The organism is Pararhizobium sp. PWRC1-1, assembly GCF_049897905.1.
GTDB lineage: Bacteria > Pseudomonadota > Alphaproteobacteria > Rhizobiales > Rhizobiaceae > Pararhizobium.
Genome location: NZ_JAFCXE010000058.1, coordinates 1 through 3325 on the forward strand (window position 1 = coordinate 1; position 3325 = coordinate 3325).

Genomic DNA, 3325 nt, shown 5'->3' on the forward strand with positions numbered 1-3325 from the left:
GTCGCTCTCTTCGACCACGTCGCCGAGATGGATACCGACGCGGAACTCGATGCGTCGTTCAGGCGGTAGGCCAGCATTGCGCTCGACCATGCCGTTCTGCACTTCGATGGCGCAGCGCACCGCATCAACGACACTGCGGAACTCGATGAGGCTTCCGTCTCCGGTGCGCTTGACCACGCGGCCATTGTGCACGGCGATAGTTGGGTCGATCAGATCGCTGCGTAGCGCGCGCAGCCGCGCCAAGATGCGATCCTCGTCCGCGCCAGCGAGACGGCTGTAGCCAACCACATCCGCGACCAGGATCGCCGCAATTTTCCGCGTCTCGCTCATTCCGTCCTCCCTTGTTACAGCCTGGGACTACGGCCGACGAGCACCCCTCTTGAACCAGTGCAGTGGCATTGGGCCATGAATGGACCTCTAACGGGCACCTTTTCCATCGCCCCTGCGACGTTACAATTTGTGCGTGAACCAGACTGTCGGTGTCCCTACCACTCCTCCACTCTGCATCGCCTTGCCCAACTCTTCCAACCTAGTGAAGGCCTGAGCCGCCTCCAGCGTCGCGAATTCGTGGGTCACGGTGACGTCGTTGGGGTTATCGATGGCTTGATATACTGCATCCGCTGTTACGCCGTTCGCCTTCTGGATCGCAGAAAACGTGTCGTAGACCTTCCGCCAAGTCTTGTAGTCCGAGACAGCGTGCCTCACAAACAATGTCGTCATGTCATCCTCCCCTGTAGCGCTTCTTATTGCGAATCTGACGTTCTTCGTTAGTTGGATCAGAATTCTTGCCGTCGACGCCGGCAACCGATGCCCGCTACAAGCCAGAGCCAACTCTGCTGCGGTAGGGACCACACCCCGCTCCGACGCTCGCTCTTCTGCCCGGCGGGGCATGAAAGGGACTTGGCTCAAATGCCAGTGGTTGGACTTGTCCGTTGATGGCTCCTCAAGCATAAGAAGACTATATCACGAAAGACACTTGGTAGCGTCGGGAATCGCGCTCCGCAGATCACAGGTCATCAAACCCAAAGCGGCCCACTTGAAACCGCATCTGAATATGTCGCTTGGTCCGCAATGGGCCGACTGCGGTCCATCCACTCGGCCGGAATGCGCCGACTGTGGACATCGTGCGGCACCGTTGACATCGTCTTAAGGGCCGACGAAGGTCTCGTTAATTACGTTAAAGAGGTGTCGCTCGCATGAGCTTATCGGCTTTCGAGACCTACAGGCAGGGGATGCGAGGGCAGGCCTTATCGTCGATCTGGCGTGGACATGGGTCAGCTATCTTTCTGGAAATTGGCCATCTATTTCCTGTTCCACGTAGAGACGGGTCTGATGGCAAACCCACAGGCGAATACACTGTCATGTTGGAATGGAGTTGGCGGATCGAGAACCAGACATCTATTCTTGGCAGCAGTTGGAGCGATGAGGAGGGTTGGGAGGCGCTATTCAACTCGTTGATTGGTCAAACGGTGCGAGACCTCTCGATGTTCGGCCGTCTTCCCGAATTGTCGCTCGCACTTAGCGACGAGAAATACGTCGTCTCATTTATGACCTCTGAGGGGCAGCCAGCTTGGACCCTCTTTAGACGCTCCGACAAGGATGCTCAGAACCCCTCCCTTTCAGTCGTTGACGGAATGGTGATCGCCGAGCCGTAAGCATTGGGTCGGTCGGTCCGCGACATGACTTCATCGGGCCGATTGCGGTCGATCCTCTCGGCCGAAATGCGCCACTTGCGGACAAAGTGCGCAACACCATTGATAAGCCCTGAGCAACACTGGGGCTATAAATAGCGGCATGTCTGCGACGAACGAGGCGATATGGTGAGTAGAAATAACTGCACAGCCCTATGGCTAGCCACATCTGTAACCGTATTGTTCGGCGGCTTCGAGCCATCCCACGCCATGCAACCCTGTCCGCCAAGAGCGGAAATGCGTCAGAATGCGCAGACAATTGTTGAGGTCGGGTTGAGGTCGCTATTTATCGGCGAGTCTGGGTTCATTTCAAACGACAAAGTCCCGACCCGGATGGCTCGGGCCGAACTCGAAATCAAGCGCGTCATTAAGGGGACGTTTTCAGAAAAGGAAGCCGTTGCCATTGGCTTCATGTACCCGCCCGGACCTTATAGAGAACTCGCCCTGATGGCGATGTTCTATGGCGCTGGCGATGATGTCGATACGTTTGAACTGGAACTTAGGCGTGCAGAGGTAGCTGACGACGTCGGCTTCTACCCTCTTAACTCCTGCATGTATTACAAGTTTCCGGACATTGTAGAGGAGCATACCGGTTCGAAAGATAATCCCCCTCGGCCCTTTCCTGAATGAGGGGTAAGGGGGGAGGGCGGTCAATCCTCTCGGCCGGAATGCGCCATTTGCGGACATCCCTCGAAGTGTCATGCAAGGTCTGCTCCCGACCCCGTCGCGGTCGTATTGCTCTGCGAGCATTCCTGAAACCGGGCACGGCAAGCCGTAACGATTTTCGGTATTGCTGCTTCCTAAGTCAGCATCCGCAGTGGGAGCGCTGCCATCCACTTTCCCTTAGATGGCGTCAACGCTTGCGCCAAACAGATATCTGCTTCTTGCTCAGTCGATCAAACGGCGACTTCTCCCAATCGCTCCACCGGTCTTCCAGCTCCAGTCCGGCAAGTTTTCCCATGAGGTCGAGTTCAGACGGCCAGACGTAGCGAAATGGAATTCTAAGTGACGTGGTCTCATCACCATCCGTCCACACATGGTTGGAGGTGTAGCATTGCGTGGCAATGTCAAAGTCGTCGATTCCCATATGGCTGGGCGAACAGGCAAAGGCAGACATTGTCTCGCCGAACGGTAACTTCTGAATTGGAGGTACCTGCGTTTCGATCAGGAAGCGCCCTCCTGGTGACAGATGCTCAGCAGCGTTTCGGAAGCAGGCAATCTGCGCCTCTTGAGTGATCAGATTATCGATAGTGTAGAAGACAAGAAAGACGAGCGAGCATTCTCCGATGACGCGCGTTAAAGTCATATCGCCGACGACTACCTTGATGGGATTTCCAGTCTCCTTCTTTCGAAGCTCTGCTACCATGTACTTCGAAAGTTCTATTCCCACGACCTGGCAACCGCGTTCGGACAGGGGTAACGCAATTGTACCTGTTCCTATGGCAAACTCCAAAGCAGGTTTACCTTCGGCCAGCTCATATAAAACCTCAACTGTCTGGCGGATTACCGCTGGATAGCATTGGTGCAGGGATCAAATTTCAACGTTTTGCAACTATGTGGCTGCGATCGAAAATAGCAGATCCAGCATGCCGCACAAGCATAACGCCGCCCGTCGACACCTCATCAGCAAGATG

The 3325-nt window shown here is 55.4% G+C and carries 5 protein-coding genes; 2 read left to right on the forward strand and 3 right to left on the reverse strand.

The window, feature by feature from the left end:
* The coding region (locus tag ACP7E0_RS34760; RefSeq protein WP_426131897.1) for an adenylate/guanylate cyclase domain-containing protein at positions 1-330 on the reverse strand (330 nt) is incomplete at its 3' end.
* Positions 331-450: 120 nt separating this feature from the next.
* Complete coding sequence (locus tag ACP7E0_RS34765) at positions 451-720, reverse strand: cyclase (RefSeq protein ID WP_426131899.1); 270 nt, start codon at positions 718-720, stop codon at positions 451-453.
* A gap of 476 nt (positions 721-1196) precedes the next feature.
* On the opposite strand from ACP7E0_RS34765, the gene ACP7E0_RS34770 reads away from it, so the two are divergent.
* Together ACP7E0_RS34770 and ACP7E0_RS34775 are read left to right on the forward strand one after the other, a co-directional pair.
* Positions 1197-1655 carry a hypothetical protein gene (locus ACP7E0_RS34770; protein ID WP_426131900.1) on the forward strand — a complete coding sequence of 153 codons (459 nt, stop codon included), beginning with the start codon at positions 1197-1199 and terminating at the stop codon, positions 1653-1655.
* 273 nt (positions 1656-1928) lie between these two features.
* Positions 1929-2321, forward strand: a complete 393-nt coding sequence (locus ACP7E0_RS34775; protein WP_426131902.1) for a hypothetical protein — start codon at positions 1929-1931, stop codon at positions 2319-2321.
* 223 nt (positions 2322-2544) lie between these two features.
* On the opposite strand, the gene ACP7E0_RS34780 is transcribed toward ACP7E0_RS34775, so the two are convergent.
* Positions 2545-3144, reverse strand: a complete 600-nt coding sequence (locus tag ACP7E0_RS34780; RefSeq protein ID WP_426131904.1) for a class I SAM-dependent methyltransferase — start codon at positions 3142-3144, stop codon at positions 2545-2547.
* Positions 3145-3325: the final 181 nt, after the last annotated feature.